The organism is Polaribacter sp. Hel1_33_78 (assembly GCF_900106075.1).
GTDB lineage: Bacteria > Bacteroidota > Bacteroidia > Flavobacteriales > Flavobacteriaceae > Polaribacter.
Window position 1 is genome coordinate 124,444 of sequence record NZ_LT629794.1, and the last position, 17,606, is coordinate 142,049.

At 28.8% G+C, this 17,606-nt stretch carries 18 protein-coding genes; 7 read left to right on the forward strand and 11 right to left on the reverse strand.

The genetic code is table 11. The annotated features are described in order from the left end of the window. On the reverse strand, positions 1-660 hold the full coding sequence (locus BLT88_RS00620; RefSeq protein WP_036784590.1) for a hypothetical protein: 660 nt from the start codon (positions 658-660) through the stop codon (positions 1-3). 43 nt (positions 661-703) lie between these two features. Continuing rightward, positions 704-1,699: an NAD(P)H-dependent glycerol-3-phosphate dehydrogenase gene (locus tag BLT88_RS00625; protein WP_091952322.1), complete on the reverse strand. Its 996-nt coding sequence runs from the start codon at positions 1,697-1,699 to the stop codon at positions 704-706. A gap of 132 nt (positions 1,700-1,831) precedes the next feature. On the opposite strand from BLT88_RS00625, the gene dut reads away from it, so the two are divergent. Next, entirely contained in the window at positions 1,832-2,263 is a 432-nt protein-coding gene (dut, locus tag BLT88_RS00630) for a dUTP diphosphatase (protein ID WP_091952324.1), read from the forward strand. On the opposite strand, the gene BLT88_RS00635 is transcribed toward dut, so the two are convergent. Both BLT88_RS00635 and recA read right to left on the reverse strand, forming a co-directional pair. Then, positions 2,260-2,796 carry a GNAT family N-acetyltransferase gene (locus BLT88_RS00635; RefSeq protein ID WP_091952325.1) on the reverse strand — a complete coding sequence of 179 codons (537 nt, stop codon included), beginning with the start codon at positions 2,794-2,796 and terminating at the stop codon, positions 2,260-2,262. The genes dut and BLT88_RS00635 overlap by 4 nt on opposite strands. Before the next feature lie 75 nt (positions 2,797-2,871). Further along, positions 2,872-3,879 carry a recombinase RecA gene (gene recA / locus BLT88_RS00640; RefSeq protein WP_036784578.1) on the reverse strand — a complete coding sequence of 336 codons (1,008 nt, stop codon included), beginning with the start codon at positions 3,877-3,879 and terminating at the stop codon, positions 2,872-2,874. Positions 3,880-3,993: 114 nt separating this feature from the next. Here recA and BLT88_RS00645 point away from each other — a divergent pair, with 114 nt between their 5' ends. Continuing rightward, complete coding sequence (locus tag BLT88_RS00645) at positions 3,994-4,785, forward strand: aldose 1-epimerase (protein ID WP_091952326.1); 792 nt, start codon at positions 3,994-3,996, stop codon at positions 4,783-4,785. A gap of 4 nt (positions 4,786-4,789) precedes the next feature. Next, positions 4,790-5,356, forward strand: coding sequence for a pseudouridine synthase (locus BLT88_RS00650; protein ID WP_302846610.1), 567 nt, complete (start codon positions 4,790-4,792; stop codon positions 5,354-5,356). Positions 5,357-5,375: 19 nt separating this feature from the next. Here BLT88_RS00650 and BLT88_RS00655 read toward each other — a convergent pair whose 3' ends face one another. The 3 genes from BLT88_RS00655 to BLT88_RS00665 all read right to left on the reverse strand — a co-directional run bounded on the left by BLT88_RS00655 (position 5,376) and on the right by BLT88_RS00665 (position 8,304). Continuing rightward, positions 5,376-5,816 carry a GNAT family N-acetyltransferase gene (locus BLT88_RS00655; RefSeq protein WP_091952328.1) on the reverse strand — a complete coding sequence of 147 codons (441 nt, stop codon included), beginning with the start codon at positions 5,814-5,816 and terminating at the stop codon, positions 5,376-5,378. Between the two features lie 85 nt (positions 5,817-5,901). Next, positions 5,902-6,336, reverse strand: a complete 435-nt coding sequence (gene rpiB / locus BLT88_RS00660) for a ribose 5-phosphate isomerase B (protein ID WP_036784569.1) — start codon at positions 6,334-6,336, stop codon at positions 5,902-5,904. A 1,053-nt stretch (positions 6,337-7,389) separates the two neighbouring features. Next, positions 7,390-8,304, reverse strand: coding sequence for a diacylglycerol kinase family protein (locus BLT88_RS00665; RefSeq protein ID WP_091952329.1), 915 nt, complete (start codon positions 8,302-8,304; stop codon positions 7,390-7,392). Positions 8,305-8,417: 113 nt separating this feature from the next. Here BLT88_RS00665 and rnr point away from each other — a divergent pair, with 113 nt between their 5' ends. The 3 genes from rnr (at position 8,418) to BLT88_RS00680 (ending at position 11,657) form a co-directional block, all read left to right on the forward strand. Next, positions 8,418-10,643, forward strand: coding sequence for a ribonuclease R (gene rnr, locus BLT88_RS00670; protein ID WP_091952330.1), 2,226 nt, complete (start codon positions 8,418-8,420; stop codon positions 10,641-10,643). Positions 10,644-10,732: 89 nt separating this feature from the next. Next, a complete protein-coding gene (locus tag BLT88_RS00675) occupies positions 10,733-11,425 on the forward strand; it encodes a head GIN domain-containing protein (protein ID WP_231960027.1) in 693 nt (230 codons plus the stop codon). A gap of 43 nt (positions 11,426-11,468) precedes the next feature. Continuing rightward, the gene (locus BLT88_RS00680; protein ID WP_091952333.1) at positions 11,469-11,657 is read left to right on the forward strand and encodes a twin-arginine translocase TatA/TatE family subunit; all 189 of its coding nucleotides are present in this window, start codon (positions 11,469-11,471) and stop codon (positions 11,655-11,657) included. Between the two features lie 85 nt (positions 11,658-11,742). On the opposite strand, the gene BLT88_RS00685 is transcribed toward BLT88_RS00680, so the two are convergent. The 4 genes from BLT88_RS00685 to BLT88_RS00700 form a co-directional block, all read right to left on the reverse strand. Next, positions 11,743-12,666, reverse strand: coding sequence for an SPFH domain-containing protein (locus BLT88_RS00685; RefSeq protein WP_036784556.1), 924 nt, complete (start codon positions 12,664-12,666; stop codon positions 11,743-11,745). A gap of 155 nt (positions 12,667-12,821) precedes the next feature. Next, positions 12,822-13,376: a hypothetical protein gene (locus BLT88_RS00690; protein WP_231960028.1), complete on the reverse strand. Its 555-nt coding sequence runs from the start codon at positions 13,374-13,376 to the stop codon at positions 12,822-12,824. A gap of 2 nt (positions 13,377-13,378) precedes the next feature. Then, the gene (gltX, locus tag BLT88_RS00695) at positions 13,379-14,899 is read right to left on the reverse strand and encodes a glutamate--tRNA ligase (protein WP_091952335.1); all 1,521 of its coding nucleotides are present in this window, start codon (positions 14,897-14,899) and stop codon (positions 13,379-13,381) included. Between the two features lie 98 nt (positions 14,900-14,997). Further along, positions 14,998-15,840, reverse strand: a complete 843-nt coding sequence (locus BLT88_RS00700) for a hypothetical protein (protein WP_091952336.1) — start codon at positions 15,838-15,840, stop codon at positions 14,998-15,000. A 111-nt stretch (positions 15,841-15,951) separates the two neighbouring features. On the opposite strand from BLT88_RS00700, the gene BLT88_RS14305 reads away from it, so the two are divergent. Beyond that, positions 15,952-17,583 (forward strand): DUF4175 family protein, encoded by a 1,632-nt coding sequence (locus BLT88_RS14305; protein ID WP_231960029.1) that lies wholly within the window; start codon positions 15,952-15,954, stop codon positions 17,581-17,583. The last annotated feature ends 23 nt before the right edge of the window (positions 17,584-17,606 follow it).

The following is a 17,606-nucleotide window of genomic DNA, read 5'->3' on the forward strand; positions in this document are numbered from 1 at the left end:
TTAATTTAATTTCATATCCATTAAAATAGCAAAGGTTTGATTGATATCTTTTTCTTTTACAACAATTGTCATTTCATTTGTAGTAGAAATAATTTCTTGTAACGGAATATCTGCCCAAGCTAATTGCTTTAAAATAAAGTAGTAAATACCTGATTGTTCTAAATTTTCTTTTGGCAACTTTATCGTAATTGATGCTAGTTCTAAAACACTGTTTATTAAATATTCTTGCTCAAATATTTCTTCAACAAAAGGTCTTAAGTTTTTACTAGTAACAATATTTGTTTCAAAAATTCCCTGAGAGACAGTTAAAAAATAATCAGAATTTTCTGCACATTTTGTTAATATTTTAGCAATTTCACGCAATAACGAAGGAGTATTCTTAAAAGTGAAATCACACAAATCAGAACGGACAATTACATCGCCTAGATCTAAAGCTAATTTTTTAATATTTTTTCTAATACGTAATTCACTTGCCGGTGAAAGCCTATTGATAGCCATCATTACCGCCCCAACTTTAACGTCTTTTTTTAAAGTTTGTGAAACTTCTGGTAAAATAATTCTTGCTAAAGAAGAGACATTAATCAACTTTTCATTTAGAGCTTCTTCAATAAATGGTGTTTTTCTAATGGTACTTTCTACAACCTCTTGTATTGTTTTCATAGTAAAAGTTTAAAAAAATAATTAATTGTTCAAAATTAAACAATTAATCCAACTTATTTGTCAACTTTTTAAATTCTTTTTTAGGATCTCTTTCGGCATATAAAACATTATAAACCGCATCTATAATTGGTGTTTTTGTTCCTTTCTCTTCTTTAATATTAAAAGCGCTTTTAGTTGCATAATAGCCCTCAGCAATCATACTCATTTCTAATTGAGCAGATTTAACCGTGTATCCTTTACCAATCATATTTCCAAACTGTCTATTTCTGCTAAATGTTGAATACCCAGTTACTAATAAATCACCTAAATAAGCAGAATCATTAATATTACGTTTCATTTTATGTACTTTTTTTATAAAGCGTTTCATTTCACGAATTGCATTACTCATTAAGACGGCTTGGAAATTATCTCCATAACCTAAGCCATGAGCAATACCAGCAGCAATTGCATAAATATTTTTTAACACTGCAGCGTATTCTGTACCAATAATATCATCAGAAATCTTGGTGTTTATGTACCAACTATTTAAAGAGTCTGCCATTATTTTGGCTTTATTTTCATCTTGACACGCAATTGTTAAGTATGATAAACGCTCCATTGCAACCTCTTCTGCATGACAAGGACCTGTAATTACACCAATATTTTCTAGAGGAATATTGTATTTTTTATGAAAGTGCTCACCAACAATTAAACCTGTTTCCGGAACGATGCCTTTAATAGCAGAAAAAATAGTTTTGTTTTCTAAAGATTCGTTTAATTTATCTAATTCACTTGTTAAAAAAGCGGAAGGAATTGCAAAAATTAAAACACTATAATTAGTAATCATATAATTAATGTCGTTAGATAAATCTAAGTGTTTTGGATCTAACTCGGCAGAACGTAAATATTTTGGATTGTGATGATTTTCTTTAATATAAGCTATTGCCGGGGCGCTTCTCATATACCACCCAACAGTTTCTGTATTTTCTATCAACATTTTAACAATTGCTGTTGCCCAACTTCCTCCACCTAATACTGCAATCTTATGATGTTCACTCATTTCTTAAAATTTAAATTTCAAATGTAAGAAAACAATTAACTTATAAAGAAACCTTAACTGATTTATTATATTTGTATCAAAACAATCCTATTTTAAGTATTTTTTAAAAAATATCTAGCAATTTATTCATACATGAACGTACAAATTATAAATAAATCTAAACACGCAACTCCTATTTATGAAACTGATGGGGCCGCTGGAATGGATTTAAGAGCGAATATTAGTGAGTCTATTCTTCTTAAACCTTTAGAAAGAACCATTGTAAAAACAGGATTATTTATAGCTTTACCTGCTGGTTTTGAAGCACAAGTAAGACCTAGAAGTGGTTTGGCCGCTAAAAAAGGAATTACTGTTTTAAATTCTCCAGGAACTGTAGATGCTGATTACAGAGGTGAAATTGGGGTAATTCTAGTTAATTTATCAAATGAAGTATTTGAAGTTAATGATGGCGAAAGAGTTGCACAATTAGTGATTGCAAAACATGAACGTGTAACTTGGAAAGAAGTTGAGGTTTTAAATGAAACTGAACGTGGTTCTGGAGGTTTTGGAAGTACCGGTGTTTAAATTACTTTATACAATTGATTCATTTTTCTAACTGCTTCATGTAATAAATTAAAAGGTAAAAAAATGTGAGAATGATATTTATAACCTAGTTTTTTATAAAACTGAAAAGATTGCTGTTGCTCATTCATTGCGTCTAACCAAATAATTTCATAACTTTTTTGTTTTGCTTTATTTTCTAACCAAGCCATAAGTTTTTTACCAATTCCATTTCCTTGTGTTTTTTGGTGTAGATATACTCTGTGCAATTTTACTTGTTTTTCATGGGTTAAACCAGTTAGTTTCTCATCCCATATTATTCTAAAATTTCCAATAATACTGTCCTTAAAAATAATAAAATAATTATCTGAGTTTTCTTCTAATAACTCTCTTAAAATATTTTCTTTAGCGTAGTGAGTGTTTATGTACCAATCTCCTTTATCAATCCAAAAATGACTGTAAGCTGGAGGGTAAATTTCCTTCATCAATTTAAAAAGAGTCTCAGCATCTGAATTCAATACTTTCTTTAATTGTATGTTTTCTGTTACTTTAATCATAATTTAAATTTAAAAAGCTGCTATAGATTGATTATTTCTATAGCAGCTTTAAATGATAATTAGAACTTTTAAAACTTAATCTTGATTATCAATAGCTTCTTTTATTTTTCCTTCTAATTCTTCTGCTAGTTCTGGATTGTCTTTAATCAATCCCTTTACAGCATCTCTACCTTGGCCTAATTTCGTTTCACCATAACTAAACCAAGAGCCACTTTTCTTTACGATACCTAATTCTACACCAATATCTAAAATCTCTCCAACTTTAGAAATTCCTTGTCCGTACATAATATCAAATTCTGTAATTTGGAAAGGTGGTGCAACTTTATTTTTAACGATTTTAACTTTCGTACTGTTTCCAATAACTCTGTCTCCATCTTTAATTTGTGTTCTCCTTCTTATATCTAAACGCACAGAAGCATAAAATTTTAATGCATTTCCACCAGTTGTAGTCTCCGGGTTCCCAAACATTACTCCTATTTTTTCTCTTAATTGATTGATAAAAATAACAGTACACTTTGTTTTAGAGATAGTACCTGTTAATTTACGCAATGCTTGCGACATTAAACGTGCGTGAAGACCCATTTTAGAATCTCCCATTTCACCTTCAATTTCGGCTTTTGGCGTTAAAGCTGCCACAGAATCTATTACAACGATATCTATTGCACCAGAACGAATTAAGTTTTCTGCAATTTCTAAAGCTTGCTCACCGTGATCTGGTTGAGAAATAATTAAATTATCTATATCTACACCTAAATTTTGTGCGTAAAATTTATCAAATGCATGCTCTGCATCAATAAAAGCAGCAATTCCGCCTGCTTTTTGAGCTTCTGCAATTGCATGTAATGTTAATGTAGTTTTACCAGAAGATTCTGGACCGTAAATTTCGATAACCCTTCCTCTTGGATAACCACCAACTCCTAATGCTAAATCTAAACCTAAAGAGCCAGATGAAATTGCATCTATATCTTCAGTAACTACGTCACCAAGCTTCATTACAGCACCTTTTCCGTAAGTTTTATCTAACTTATCTAAGGTAAGTTGTAATGCTTTTAGTTTTGCTAGTTTTTCTTTATCTGCTGCCATAAATCTTCCTAATTTTGTTTTTAAATAAGTGTCACAAGTTACGAAAATATAAATCCTTTTTCCTAAAAATTAAATTACATTTTTATCCTATTTTTACTGGAAATTTATAAAATAATGATTTCTAAAGTTTTCTTAAAAAACAAAAATAGTGAAGTTATAATTGATTTAGGTGAGCTAGTAAGTTTTCAAAAAGAAAATCAAGAATACATTCATCAAAAAGGAAATAAGGGTTGGCGGAATTCTGACGATGAAATGTTTCCTATTATTGGGCCAACTTCTAAAAATAATTTTAGGGTTCATACCAAAAAAGGTGATGCAATTCAAGATCAACATGGTTTATTACGTGAACTCGATTATACTTTAATAGCTAGTAATAAAAACAGTGCTAATTTCATTAAAAAGTATAAAAAAAATACACCCATTAAAAATAGTAAATTTCCAATAAAATCTTCTGAAGAAAATTTACATTGGCCTTTTGACTTTTCTTTTGAAAAGAATTTTAGGTTGGAAAATAATATTTTAAAAATTGATTTTATAATCAATTCTGAAAAAGGAATGCCTTTTATGTTAGGGTACCATCCCGCTTTTTTACTCTCTAACTCTGGCAAAGAAACTTTAGAATCTAAAGATTTAAAAATTACATTAGAGGATATTTTTAAGGCGGGTTCAAATGCTTTTCCAGTAATAAATTCTGATAAAATTGTATTAAAAAATAAAAATAAAAAAGATTTAGAAATTTCTACCCAAGGTTTTGATAATTTTATGCTTTGGACAGAGGTTAACAACATGCTTTGTATTGAACCAATTACACAATATACTTCTTATACAGATCAAAAATTCTCTGAAGATAATATGAGTTTATCCGAAGGAAAAAATAAATTTTCTGTAGAAATTAAAGTCTTATAAGTTGATAAAAAAACACCGCCATTTTATAATTCACAAACCTTGGGGAATGATTTCTCAATTTGTAAATCCCGCAAAGCGGAAGAAAAAATTATTAGGAGAATTATATGATTTTCCTGAAGGAACCATGGCAATTGGTCGTTTAGATGTTGCATCAGAAGGACTACTTTTTTTAACTACGGATGGTAAAGTTTCCGAAGAAATTAGAAGTAGTAAATATGAAAAAGAATATTACGTACAAGTTGATGGGCTTATAAATCAAGAAGCTATAGAGAAACTAAAAACTGGTGTAGAAATTGGTTTTGATGGAAAAAAATATATGACAAAACCGGGTAAGGCTTCTATAGTTAAGAATCCAAAATTTCCGTTAAGAAGTCAAAAAATTAGAGATGCAAGACATGGACCTACTAGCTGGGTTGCTATTATCATTAGAGAAGGAAAATTTAGACAAGTTCGAAAAATGACTGCTGCTGTTGGTTTTCCAACATTACGTTTAATTCGTGTTAGAATTGATAAAATAAAATTAGATGACCTAGCAGTAGGTGGAGTTCTTGAGGTTGACTATTTTATCTAACCTTGATAAGGAATAAAAATTAATTTCTATCCATTCTTATATGTGGAATGCCGTCCTCTAAATACTCCTCTCCTACTTGAATAAAGTTATGAGATTCATAAAAATATTTTAAATATTTTTGAGCAGAAATAGTAATTTCATCAACATTAAAATGAGTTTTTATAGCATTTATAGAAGCTTTTATAACATCATGACCGTAACCTAATTTACGTTCAGTATCAGCAACGACTACTCTACCTATACTTGCATTATCAAAATAGTCCCCCGGTTTAAAAATTCTTGTATAAGCAATAATGTTATCATTTTTAAAACCAAAAACATGTAACGATTTTTGATCTTTAAAATCTAAATCCTGATACACACAATCTTGCTCAACTACAAAAACTTCAGAACGTAATTGAAGAATTTTATAGAGTTCTGTTGTTGTTAATTCTGAAAAGGATTTTGTAACGAAATTCATTTTTAAAATTTATTAAAAGTACCCGAATTCAGGTTTTATTTATATTTATATTACAATTAAAGATACTTATGTAAGAATAGTGAATTTAACCAGCACAAGAAATTTTATTAACTCTTGTTCCATGTCTTCCACCTTCAAATTCTGTTGAAAGAAAAATATCCACAAAACCAATAGCTTGTTGTAAAGAAACAAAACGAGCAGGAATTGTTAGAACATTTGCATTATTATGTTGTCTTGTTAATGCAACTAATTCGTTGTTCCAACAAAGTGCAGCTCTTATTCCTTGGTGTTTGTTTGCTGTCATTTGCGCACCGTTTCCGCTTCCGCAAAGAATAATACCTAATTTAGCTTTACCAGTTTCTACAGCATCTGCAGTTGGATGAATCGCATCTGGATAATCCATAGAATCATTTGTATCCGTTCCAAAATTTAAAACTTTATACCCTTTTTCTTCTAAATGTTTTATAATTTCGAATTTATATAAAGTTCCTGCGTGGTCGTTACCAATGGCAATTGTCATAATAGATTGATTTTAATTTAGTTGTCTGTACAAAAATACAGAAACTAACACTAATCAACAGTTATAAACAATCAAAAAAATAGGTTTTTTAATAACTATTTAATTTTTAACTCTTTAACTATGTTATCTAAATGTTAAGAAGTATATGCAAAGTTTTATAAGTTTTTTAGGTAGATTGAAAATAAATTACAATACAAGGAGTAGATGCATATACACAACTTTTTTTATGAGTTTTTCATAAAAGGTTATCAACATAAATTTTACAATTTATTTACATAGATTAGTTTATTAAATATTAAGAATTTCTGGTTAATTACTGTTTATAACTATTGTTAATAACTCTAAATTTTAATTGATTTTTAAGCTTTTAAGTACCTTATAAAATGTAGACGGTTTTTAATAAGTAATATATTAAAATAAAAAAGTAAAATTTTATAGTAGCTATTCACAGACTATTATAAACATCATTGTTTTTTAAAAATTTATAAAAGAAAAATGATTATAATATAGAATGTTGATAACTGTTGGTAAAAGTAAAATTTTAAGCTTTTTTTAAATTAAAGTAATCGTTAGATTTAAGAAAAGAAATATAAAGGAATAAAAATAATTTAGTAAAGTAAGAAGTAACTAAACTGTTTTCTTTTCTACTTTTAAAAGGTAAATAGTGTCTTTTTGAAGCTCTACAGTTTCATTTGTAATTTGCGCTTTTATTTAAAAAAGTGTTTATAGTAATTACATTAATTAAAATACTTGTAAGGAATATAAAAGCGAAGAAATCGATAATTTTACGTAAATGTTTCATCTTAATAATTAGGTGTTCTTATTATAAAGACGCATTAATTCTGTATTATTTGCTTTATTTTTTACAATTCCAGAAATAGTTCTTTCTGTTTGACTGTAAGATACAAGTGAAAAAAAGAGTAGGAAGTATAAAAGTTTTTTTTAAAACATTTATGTGTCATAAAATCTTAATAGTGTCTAAAAAAAGAAATTAAATATTTTGTAATTAAATTACACTTTTTTAATTTCTTGCTATGAAAATAAATAAAAACGTTATTTTGAATAAATCACGAAATTTATTGCTCTTGAAATAATTTTAAAAGAAACTTTACCAGTTCCAATTAATTCCCCATCTGCTTGAATATAAGGTTTTGAAGTTTGCGGAATTACAGTTATTAATTTGGTTTTATAGGTTTCTACTTTTTTATGATGCACAATATTTCCGTTATATAATTTTTTAATATTAACAAGTAAATCAAAAATATTTAAATTTTTAGCAATGGTTATATCAAACAAACCATCAGCAGTATTTACATCTTTCGTAAATTGCATTCCACCTCCAGAAAATTTACAAATTCCAATCAAAGCCATTAAACAATTAGTTTCTATTGATTTATTATTAAAAGTAATTTTAAATACAGTTTTTTTATAAAAAAATAAACCCGCCAATCCGCTTAATAAATAAGCAATAGAGCCAAAATGTTTTAGTTTTTTTAGTTTATGAACAATATATCCGTCATAACCTAAACCCCCAACATTATTAAAGTAAGTTTTACTTTTATTTTTGGTTTTTATAACACCAATATCTTGTAGAATTGTTTTCTTATGATGTATGATTTCTATCGCTTTCTCTACATCGTTAGGTATGTTATACGTTTTAATCCAATCGTTTCCAGTTCCTAAAGGAATCACTCCAATAGTTATATCAGAAGTTTTTACGTATCTTTGCAGCATTATTCCGTTAACTACATGATGTAGCGTTCCATCTCCACCAACTGAAATAATATTTCTAAAACCTTGTTGAATAGCGTTTTGTGCCAATTCAATTTCGTGTTTAGAAAACTGTGTAAAAGCAAAAGAATAGTCTATATTCTTGTTGTTAAGTAATTGCTGAATTTCCTTCCACTGTATAGAAAATTTCCGATTTCCTGCAATAGGGTTCGCAATGATAAACCAAGGATTAGACATAAATAATAATTTTAAAAAAGCCAAAATACAATAATAGATTGATAACTGTTTTTTAATATATAATCACAGTAAATAATTGTATTTTAGTAACACATAATAAGAAGTAAGAATTAATGACAAAAAAGAATAAAAGAATATTTAAAAAGAAAGGTAATGTCGTAAAAGACTTAACCAGAAATATATTTAAAGTTTTAAATGAAGACAGCGAAAAGTTTTACAACCATAAACAAATTGCTGCAAAATTAAAAATTTCTGATACTGATGGGAAAAATCAGATAATCAAGAAATTAGCAGAATTAACCGCTACAAAGCAAATAAAAGAAGTAGAAAGAGGTAAATTTCAAGTAAACGTGGATAGAAAATATTCTATTGGTACACTAGATGTAACCTCAAATGGCAATGGGTATTTTGTTACAGATGATTATGAAGACGATATTTTTATCCCAAATATTAATCTTGGAAAGGGTTTACATCAAGATACAGTGAAAGCATTTGTCTATAAAAGGCGAAGTGGAAAGAAATTAGAAGGTGAGGTTGTTGAAATTTTAGAACGTGCAAAAACTGAATTTGTAGGCGTTTTACAAAAGAATAAAAATAAAAATTTTGGTTTTGTAATTCCAGACAATCATAAAATGTACGCGGATATTTTTATATCAGAAAATAAAATGAATGGCGCAGAAGATGGTGATAAAGTACAAGCAACAATTTCTGATTGGCCTAAGAATTCTAAAAATCCGTTTGGTAAAATAACAAAAGTCTTAGGAAAACCTGGTGATCACAATACAGAAATGCATTCTATTTTGTTGGAATATGATTTACCTTTTGAATTTGAATCTGAAGTAGAAAAAGAAGCAGAAAATTTATCGATAGAAATTACAAAACAAGAGATTTCTAAACGTAGAGACATGCGTAAAGATTTAACCTTTACAATAGATCCTAAAGATGCAAAAGATTTTGATGATGCATTGTCATTTACAAAATTAGAAAATGGCAATTATGAAATAGGAATTCATATTGCAGATGTTTCGCATTATTTAGAATCTAAAACTATTTTAGATGATGAGGCTTATAAAAGAGCAACATCTGTTTATTTAGTGGATAGAGTGGTACCTATGTTGCCAGAAATGTTAAGTAACGGGGTTTGTTCTTTAAGACCAAATGAAGAAAAATTAACTTTTTCTGCTGTTTTTGAAGTAAATGAAAAAGCACAAATTATAAACGAATGGTTTGGAAGAACAGTAACCTATTCAGACCAACGTTTTGCTTATGAGGAAGCACAATCTATTATAGAGAACTGCAAATTATCTGACACTATTCAGTCATATACTATGCCTTCTGATATTTCTATTATTGATAAAGAATATGAAGTTACTCCAGAAATTGTAGAAGCTACTTTAAAGTTGGATGAATTAGCTAAAATTCTTCGTAAAAAAAGAATGAAAGAAGGGGCTATTTCCTTTGATAGGGTAGAGGTGAAGTTTAATTTAGATGAAGAAGCTAATCCTGTTGGCGTCTTCTTTAAAGAGTCTAAAGATGCTAATAAATTAATTGAAGAATTTATGTTATTAGCAAATAGAAAAGTTGCTGAGTTTATTGGTTTTTCCAAGGGAAAAGCAACGAACAAAACTTTTATTTATAGAGTTCATGATGAGCCTGACGTTGAAAAATTAGCTTCTTTACAAAATATGATTCGTAAATTTGGTTATAAAATTAATACAGACACAAAAGAAACTACTTCAGACTCTTTAAATCAGTTGTTAAGCGATGTTCATGGTAAAGCAGAATCTAACATGATTGAAACCTTAACCATTAGAACAATGTCTAAAGCTGTCTATACCACTCAAAATATTGGGCACTATGGTTTAGCTTTTGATTATTACAGCCACTTTACATCACCAATAAGACGTTATCCAGATGTTATGACACATCGCTTGTTACAGCACTATTTAGACGGCGGAGATGCGCCAAAAGCGAATTCGTACGAAGAAAAGTGTAAACATTCATCAAATAGAGAGGAATTAGCTTCGAAAGCAGAAAGATCATCTATTAAATACATGCAAGTAAAATACATGCAAGATCATAAAGACGAAGTTTTTGAAGGTGTAATTACAGGTGTTACAGAATGGGGAATTTATGTAGAAATTAAATCTAATAAATGTGAAGGAATGGTTAGAATTAGAGATATAAAAAGCGATTATTATATTTTTGATGAAAAACAATATGCAATTGTTGGTCAATCTACCAAACACCTTTATCAATTGGGAGATGATGTTAAAATAAAAGTAAAACATACAGATTTAGAACGGAAACATTTAGACTTTAATTTGATTGAAGATTAATAACTTTATTATTTTTGCCACAATAAAAGATTAAAAAAATCTTTATAGTGATATGCTTATTAATTTAAGTAGTATAATCAAATTTTAAAATGATGAAGAAAACAATTTATATATGTGCATTATTATTTAGTTTTAATGCTTTATCACAAAAAGTAATTACTAAAAACTTAGGAGATTATTCTACGCTAAAAGTATATAACGGTATAGAAGTAGAGTTGATAAAGTCCAAAGAACACAAATTAGAAATTACAGGTGAAAAGTCTGAAATAGTTAAAGTTAAGAATGTAAATAACACCTTAAAGTTATCATTACCCTTTTCTTTGAAACCAGAAAATAATGCTGCAGGAGGTAAGGTTTTAATAAGGTTATATCACAATAATAATATTACTGTCATTGATGCAAATGAAGGTTCTACCATTACTGGAAAAGAAATTTCTCAGGATAATTTAGAGGTAAATTCTCAAGAAAGAGCTTTTATAAATTTAGTTGTAAAAGTAGAATATTTGGAGGTGAGAGCTTCTTCTGGAGGTGTTATTAAGTTAACAGGAACTGCAAAAAATCAGAATGTTGATGTAGATTTATATGGTGTTTACAATGGATTTGCTTTAAAGTCTGAAGTAAACTCTATGGTTAAAGCGGGTACAGGAGCAAAAGCCGAGGTTTTAGCTGGTGAAATATTAAATGCAAAAGTTAGTTTTGGTGGTTCGATTTTTTATAAAGGAAATCCAAAAGTTGTAAAGGATAAAAAAGTTATTGGAGGTATTATTCAAAAAAGAGATTAATAAAATCCTTTTTGTATCTTTGTATCATTAAAATTTAAAACTTATGATTAGTTTATCAATATATTTAGGGATGGTTGGACCTTGGCAAATAGCAATTATTGTTGCGTTGGTTTTGTTAATGTTTGGAGGTAAAAAAATACCAGAACTGATGAAAGGTTTAGGTGGCGGAATTAAAGAGTTTAAGAAGGCTACTAAAGAAGAGTCTGAAGAAAAGTTAGAAGAAAAAAAATAATTTTTTTCATAAAATAAAAAGCTCAATTTACACTGTAAATTGAGCTTTTTTAGTTTAAACTTATTTTTAATTACAAATGTAAAACCTATTTTTTCTCTTTAGGTTTTTGGTTTTTCATTGCTTCACCAATTTGATTACTTGCAGTAAAACTTGCAACCATGTCATTTAACATTGTGCTACCCGCCTGAGGTGAGTTAGGTAATAAGATTAAATTACTATTTGTTTGTTGACCAATAGACTGTAAAGTGTCATAATGTTGCGTAACTACAATTAAAGCAGAGGCTTCTTGACTATTGATACCTACTTTATTTAAAACCTCTACAGACTCTTCTAAACCACGTGCAATTTCACGTCTTTGGTCGGCAATACCTTGTCCTTGTAGGCGCTTACTTTCTGCTTCTGCTTTTGCACGCTCTACAATTAAGATACGTTGAGCATCTCCTTCATATTGGGCAGCAACTTTTTCTCTTTCAGAAGCATTAATTCTGTTCATTGCTTCTTTTACTTGACCATCTGGATCAATATCGGTTACTAAGGTTTTAATAATATCGTAACCATAGGTCATCATTGCTTCATTTAACTCTGATTTTACAGCAATTGCAATATCATCTTTCTTTACAAAAACATCATCTAATTTCATTTTTGGAACTTCAGCTCTTACAACATCAAAAACATAAGAAGTTATTTGATCATGTGGGTAATCTAACTTATAAAAGGCATCATATACTTTTTCATAAATTACTTTATATTGCACAGAAACTTTTAGTTTTACAAAAACATCATCCAAAGTTTTAGTCTCAATGATTACATCTAATTGTTGAATTTTTAAACTCAATTTTCCTGCAATTCGATCTACAAAAGGAATTTTTAAACGTAAACCAGATTGTCTAATAGCGTTAAATCTACCAAAGCGTTCTATAATAGCGGCTGTTTGTTGTTTAACCGTAAAAAAAGATGCAAAAATAATAAGTACAAGGAGTGCAATAATAATAGGTGTCATAGGTAACATAATTGATTATTTAGAAATTAATAATTGATTTACGTAAAGATACTGAACTTTAGCTGTTACTTATTAGACGTGTTTTTCTAAAAATGTTACATTTTTTATAAAAAAAACCTCTAAAATCTAAATTTTAAAGGTTTTATTTGATGCTATTTTAAAGGCTATTCTTCTTTTTCTTTAGGAAAAACCTTGTATTTTTTTTTGTTGTACTTAATCCACTTTTTATATTGTTTTTCAGAAAGTAAAACGGTCATTTTTTTATCCAATTTTTTGTCCTCTTCCTTGATTGCATTCCCAATTGGTTTTAAACTTTCGTTCATTTGTTTTTGAATCTTAACTTGGTTTGAAAAATCACCGCTTTTCATAGCTTTTTTTTGATAATTTTCAACCATCTCTTTTGTGTTTCGGAGTAAAAAACTATTAATTCTTTTAATATCCTTAATATCTTTATTGTATTTCGTTAATATTTTTGAAAATTCTTTTCCTTCTTTAGAGGATAATTTTATGCTTGATTTTTTTGCTGCTTTTTTGACGTCATAAACTACAATTCCAATATATTTTTCTACTTTAAAATTGGGTTTTGGAGCTTTTTGAGCAGATGGTGTCATTGGTCCTTGACGCTGCTGTCTTTGTCCATTTCTTTGTCCGTTTCCAAATTGAGCATTAGCTGTAAATGCAAAACTTAAAATTAAAAGTAATACTATTTTTTTTATCATAATTATAATTTTAAAATTGCGTTTTCTAATCTTTTTATAGTTACTTCTTTACCAATCATTTCTATGATGTCAAACAAGTGAGGCCCTTTTAAAGCGCCTACTAGAGATAATCTTAAAGGTTGCATTACTTTACCAAAGCCAATACCTTTTTGGGTAATCCATTCTTTAATTTTTGTCTCCGTATTTTTTGATGAAAAATCTTGAATGTTATTAAGAACTTCGATTAACTCATTCATTAACTCAGATGTTCCTTCCTTCCAATTTTTCTTTGAAGCTTTTGCGTCATATTCTTTCGGAGCTTCAAAAAAGAATGAAGATAAATCCCAAAAATCAGTCACAAAAATTGCTCTTTCCTTAATTGAAGAGACTACTTTTTTAACGAAAAATTTGTCCTTATAAATTCCTTTTTCTTCAAGAATTGCAAAATATGTATCCGCTAATTCTGAATCTTCTTTAGCTTGCATATATTGTTGTTGAAACCAATTTGTTTTATCAGGATTAAACTTTGCTCCAGACTTGCTAACTCTATTTAAATCAAATGATTGCACTAATTCTTCTAAAGAGAATATCTCTTGTTCTGTTCCGGGATTCCATCCTAATAATGCTAACATATTTATAAAACCGTCTGCAAAATAACCATCTTCTTTATAGCCACGAGAGACATCATTAGAATCCTCATTTGTGTATGCTAAAGGAAACACCGGAAATCCTAATTTGTCGCCATCTCTTTTGCTTAGTTTCCCTTTTCCAACGGGTTTTAAGATCAATGGTAAATGTGCAAATTCTGGAGAATTCCAGCCAAAAGCTCGGTATAATAAAATATGTAAAGGCATTGACGGCAACCACTCTTCACCACGAATTACGTGGCTAATCTCCATTAAATGATCATCAACAATATTAGCTAAATGATAGGTTGGCATTCCATCACTTTTAAATAAAATTTTATCATCTAAAGTATTGGTGTCGATGGTAATATTTCCACGAATTTCATCTTCCATTCGTAAAATTTCATCTTGGGGAGTTTTAAAACGGATTACATAATTTTCTCCAGCAGTTATCTTAGCTTTTACCTCAGCATCCGTTAAAACTAAAGAATTTACTAAACGTCCTTTTTCTCTGTTATGCCAATTATAGATAAAGGTTTTTCCTTTTGCTTCATGTCCTTTTCTGTGCGCGTCTAATTGTTCTGAAGTATCAAAAGCATAATATGCCCAACCAGAATTTAATAAAATATCGGCATATTTTTTATATAATTCTTTGCGTTCAGATTGCCTGTAAGGACCAAATTTTTCATTTTTTCCTGGACCTTCATCAAATGGGATTTTACACCATTCTAAGGAGTCTATAATATATTGTTCTGCATTTGCTACATAACGTGTTTGGTCTGTGTCTTCTATTCTTAAGACGAAAGTTCCATTGTGTTTTTTAGCAAATAAATAATTGTATAAAGCTGTTCTTACACCACCAATATGTAAAGGCCCTGTGGGACTTGGTGCAAAGCGAACACGAACATTAGATTCCATTTTTTATTGATTTTAAAGTTGCAAAGATACTTTTCTAAAAGCATAAAAAAAAGGCTTTAACAAAAGGCTTTTGAGTAATTAGTTGCAATCAGGTTTCTTCAGAATTTATGATAAAATCCAAAAGAAAAAGCGACTTGTTGTGCAACATTATTTCCAAAAAATGCAGCAGGTAAACTTGCCGTCATTCCAAAGTTATTAGAAAATTCTCCAATTGCTTTAACGCCAAAAACACCATATTCTTGATCATTTACATACAACCCTGTAGCTCTATTTATAGGAGGTAAAACAATATTTCCATTTTTAAAAGATTTTTCAATATCTAAAAAACCAATTAACCAAATATTTTTAGTCACTTTACTTCCATATTCTCCACCAATTTTAAAGTTAGAACTATAGTTATTTGTTCGGATTCTAGTTCCAACGAAAGTTTGTAAATAAGATTTTCTGAAGCTTTTTCCGGCTAAGAAAAGTGGTGTAAAAGTAAAGGCATCATAACCAGTTCTTATTCCTGAAGCAACTTCAAAAGTACCTGTATTTGCCTCCACAGAAAATTGGCCAGAAATAATCCACTTTTTTTTAGAAAAGTTGTGTTTAATGCCAATTTCTACATTACCCAAAGCGAATGTATTATCGTCTTTAGAACAATCTCCGATACAATCTATAGCAGGGTTTAAATAATTATTTAGAGTAATATATTTGTAAGGCAAGTTTAGTATTAAAGTAGTAGTGTTAGATAAACCATATTCACCATAAAATTGAATAGTATTATCAGATATTTCTCCATTTAGAGTATAATCAGGATTTCCAAATAAAGTATTATAATTAGGTATTGTTGTAAACGAAAGTTGTGTATAAAACCCTCCTTTTTCTTTGGTCCAAGGACTTTGAGAAAAAGCAGTAAGACTAATAAAGATTATCCAAATATTAATAAAACTTTTCATGAAATTGATCTTATAAACTTTTAGTTGTTTTAAATTGAAAATACTTACAAATCGATTTAACAAATATTTTACTGCAAGTTACTGCAAAAACCTTATTTTTATTAGTTAATTATGAATGGATACAAAAACATTGCTTTAAAATTAAATCAATTTACTAGGAAATATTACATCAATGAATTAATAAAAGGAACTATATTATTTCTTTCGTTAGGGTTTTTATATCTTTTTTTCATTTTGTTTTTAGAGTATTTTTTGTGGTTAAAACCTGGGGCAAGAACTGTTTTGTTCTGGTTATTTGTTTGTGTTGAAGTTTTTCTATTGATTAAATTTATAGTTTTTCCAGTTTCTAAATTAATTGGTTTTAGAAAAGGTATTTCGTTGCAAGAATCATCTAAAATTATTGGAAATCATTTTCCTGAGGTACAAGACAAGTTGTTAAACGTTTTACAGTTAAATGAAAATTCCGGTGAGTCGGATTTAATCTTGGCAAGTATCAACCAAAAATCGAAAGAATTAGCACCAATATCGTTTGTAAAAGCCATTGACTTTAAACAAAATAAAAAATATTTAAAACTCGCAATTATTCCTTTTTTGATTTGGGTAATTATTTTATTCACAGGGGTTAATGAATCACTTACACAGAGTTTAAATCGTGTTGTGCATCATAGAACATCGTATATTCCACCTGCACCTTTTTCTTTTTTTTTAGTGAATTCTGATTTGCAAGTCATACAAGGAAAGCCCATTAGAATATCCGTAAAAACAGTAGGAAATACAATACCTAATGAAGCTAAAATTATTTTTAAAAACCAACAGTATTATTTAGAAAATAAAGGAAATAGCACTTTTTCTTACCTGTTTTCGGATGTACAAGAACCTATAAACTTCTACATAGAAGCCAATGGAGTTCAGTCTCAAAATTATCAAATTAACGTTATTGGAACTCCGACAATACAAAATATTTCTTTAAAAATAAAGTATCCTAATTATCTGGGTAGAGGAAATGAAATTATTAAAAATTCTGGAAATTTGACCGTACCAGAAGGTACTTTAATTACCTGGCGAGTACAAACAATACAAACAGATTCATTAGCTTTTAGCAACGATCAAAAAAGAGTTTATTTTAAAAATATTTCTAACGGTAATTTTGAGTACACAAAAAAAATCAAAACTGCATTGAATTATCAAATTTCGTCATCTAATAAAAATTTATATGATTATGAAAAATTACAGTTTAGCGTGGATGTTATAAAGGACGAATACCCGTTAATTTCTGTGAATTCAAATATTGACAGTATTTCACGAGGAACAGCTCAATTTGCTGGTCAGATCTCTGATGATTATGGATTGAAAAAACTACAGTTGATTTATTATGATGAAGAAAATTCGGAACAAACACAGGTTTTTGACATTCCAATAACAAAAGAAAGTATTCAAACATTTTTTTATCAACTTCCTGATGAATTAAACTTGCAAAAAGGATTGAACTATGAAATGTATTTTCAGGTGTTTGATAATGATGCAGTAAATGGAAATAAGAGTGCGAAAAGCAATGTTTTTAAGTATAGGAAAAAAACAGAGAAAGAAGTCGAGGAGGAGCTGTTGAAAGAGCAAAAATATACGATTAATGATTTAGAGAATTCTATTCAAAAACAAAAAAAGGAGCAAGTTCAGTTAGAAACTATCCAACAAGATTTACAGAATAAAAAGAGCATAAATTGGAATGATAAAAAGAAAATATAAAATTTTATTAAACGCCAACAACA

Bases quoted from the DNA above. Each gene is read 5' to 3' on its own strand.
- BLT88_RS00620 (WP_036784590.1), bottom strand. From the start codon at position 660: ATGAAAACAATACAAGAGGTTGTAGAAAGTACCATTAGAAAAACACCA.
- BLT88_RS00625 (WP_091952322.1), bottom strand. From the start codon at position 1,699: ATGAGTGAACATCATAAGATTGCAGTATTAGGTGGAGGAAGTTGGGCA.
- dut (WP_091952324.1), top strand. From the start codon at position 1,832: ATGAACGTACAAATTATAAATAAATCTAAACACGCAACTCCTATTTAT.
- BLT88_RS00635 (WP_091952325.1), bottom strand. From the start codon at position 2,796: ATGATTAAAGTAACAGAAAACATACAATTAAAGAAAGTATTGAATTCA.
- recA (WP_036784578.1), bottom strand. From the start codon at position 3,879: ATGGCAGCAGATAAAGAAAAACTAGCAAAACTAAAAGCATTACAACTT.
- BLT88_RS00645 (WP_091952326.1), top strand. From the start codon at position 3,994: ATGATTTCTAAAGTTTTCTTAAAAAACAAAAATAGTGAAGTTATAATT.
- BLT88_RS00655 (WP_091952328.1), bottom strand. From the start codon at position 5,816: ATGAATTTCGTTACAAAATCCTTTTCAGAATTAACAACAACAGAACTC.
- rpiB (WP_036784569.1), bottom strand. From the start codon at position 6,336: ATGACAATTGCCATTGGTAACGACCACGCAGGAACTTTATATAAATTC.
- BLT88_RS00665 (WP_091952329.1), bottom strand. From the start codon at position 8,304: ATGTCTAATCCTTGGTTTATCATTGCGAACCCTATTGCAGGAAATCGG.
- rnr (WP_091952330.1), top strand. From the start codon at position 8,418: ATGACAAAAAAGAATAAAAGAATATTTAAAAAGAAAGGTAATGTCGTA.
- BLT88_RS00675 (WP_231960027.1), top strand. From the start codon at position 10,733: ATGATGAAGAAAACAATTTATATATGTGCATTATTATTTAGTTTTAAT.
- BLT88_RS00680 (WP_091952333.1), top strand. From the start codon at position 11,469: ATGATTAGTTTATCAATATATTTAGGGATGGTTGGACCTTGGCAAATA.
- BLT88_RS00685 (WP_036784556.1), bottom strand. From the start codon at position 12,666: ATGTTACCTATGACACCTATTATTATTGCACTCCTTGTACTTATTATT.
- BLT88_RS00690 (WP_231960028.1), bottom strand. From the start codon at position 13,376: ATGATAAAAAAAATAGTATTACTTTTAATTTTAAGTTTTGCATTTACA.
- gltX (WP_091952335.1), bottom strand. From the start codon at position 14,899: ATGGAATCTAATGTTCGTGTTCGCTTTGCACCAAGTCCCACAGGGCCT.
- BLT88_RS00700 (WP_091952336.1), bottom strand. From the start codon at position 15,840: ATGAAAAGTTTTATTAATATTTGGATAATCTTTATTAGTCTTACTGCT.
- BLT88_RS14305 (WP_231960029.1), top strand. From the start codon at position 15,952: ATGAATGGATACAAAAACATTGCTTTAAAATTAAATCAATTTACTAGG.